The 1,195-nt window shown below is 63.8% G+C and carries 2 protein-coding genes; one reads left to right on the forward strand and one right to left on the reverse strand.

What is annotated here, in order from left to right:
* The first annotated feature begins 451 nt into the window (after positions 1-451).
* Positions 452-685, forward strand: a complete 234-nt coding sequence (locus tag FM105_RS14395; RefSeq protein WP_087009447.1) for a hypothetical protein — start codon at positions 452-454, stop codon at positions 683-685.
* Between the two features lie 256 nt (positions 686-941).
* Here the strand turns inward: FM105_RS14395 and FM105_RS14400 are convergent.
* The coding region (locus tag FM105_RS14400) for an integrase core domain-containing protein (protein WP_143275905.1) at positions 942-1,195 on the reverse strand (254 nt) is incomplete at its 5' end.

The raw sequence follows: 1,195 nt of genomic DNA on the forward strand, positions 1-1,195 counted from the left end.
GAGGGTCTGAGGGTTTGAGCGTTGCTCACCTTCAGGCCCTCAACCCATTCACAAGGGTTGTCAGCAGCGCTCAACGACGAGGCTGCCCACCGCGACCTTCGACCTCGTGGACAACCAGCACTGGACTTCGACCCAGATGAGCAGGCCTCCATGACTGGGTGGCTGCGCATCGCGGGATCATCTGAATATCCGCATCTTTGGGGTCCATCGGTCGTGTGTTCGGGTTCCACCGCGCTGGTAGCTGGATAGTGCTCGTGGGGACCGGTCATGGTGTGCATGGTGGCCACCGTGCCTAGGATCCTTCCGCCGCATGTATTGGGCGCGCGCCGGCATGAGACGACTCATGGTGCGGATGACCCGGGCCAAGTGTGACGTGCAGTTGCGCGCAGACAGCCCCGCTGCACGAGTGATCGGGGCATCACTGGGGACGTCACGGTAGCCAGTCACGGCGGTGCTCGAAGCCGCCGATGCTGCCCGATTCAGGTGGCACGACGTAAAGGACTGCACGGATAGCGACGACTACGAACTGGTGTTCCCTGGCCGAGGCGAGAACCAGGGCATGTTCGCCCATTCTGCCTGGCAGCAGATCCACAAGGAGCCGGCACAGGCCAGGGTGACGCTGAAGCTGCTGCACAACGAGTCCACCGACGACTGCATCGCGGCGGGAATCCGGCCGATGAGCTGAGCACGATTCGGCCGGTCCTGCCAGCGTCACGTCGGCATGACCGGAGCAGCGTCGAAAGTGCCGGTGTTCTGTACGCGTGGCACCAAGCACTCGGCCGGTGCAATCACGGACCGCGTCGTGCACAACGCCGTCTGGGTCGATGACGGCACCCACAATCTGCGCGAACAAGCGATACTGAGCCGGTAGACGGGTGCCGGTGGGGCCGCTGGTCTCCACTGCCGCCACGAGTGGTTCCCCGCGGCAATATCGATGGCCCCTAGATGTACTGATCGGGGACGTTGATTAATCGCGAGAAGGGCGGCTGGTTACCGCAGGCCGTGTGGGGGCGGTGCTGGTTGTAGTGGTGCAGCCAGCCATTGAGCGCGTCGCGGCGCTCATGCTCGCTGCGGTAGCAACGGGCATAGGCCCACCCGTCAGCCATGGTGCGGTGGAAACGCTCGACCTTTCCGTTTGTCGGCTCTTCGCAGATGAGGGTGTAGACCCAGGTGCCGGGGATCCGCCCGTGTCGTT

The organism is Brevibacterium yomogidense (genome assembly GCF_900163715.1).
In the GTDB taxonomy this organism is placed as follows: Bacteria; Actinomycetota; Actinomycetes; order Actinomycetales; family Brevibacteriaceae; genus Brevibacterium; species Brevibacterium yomogidense_A.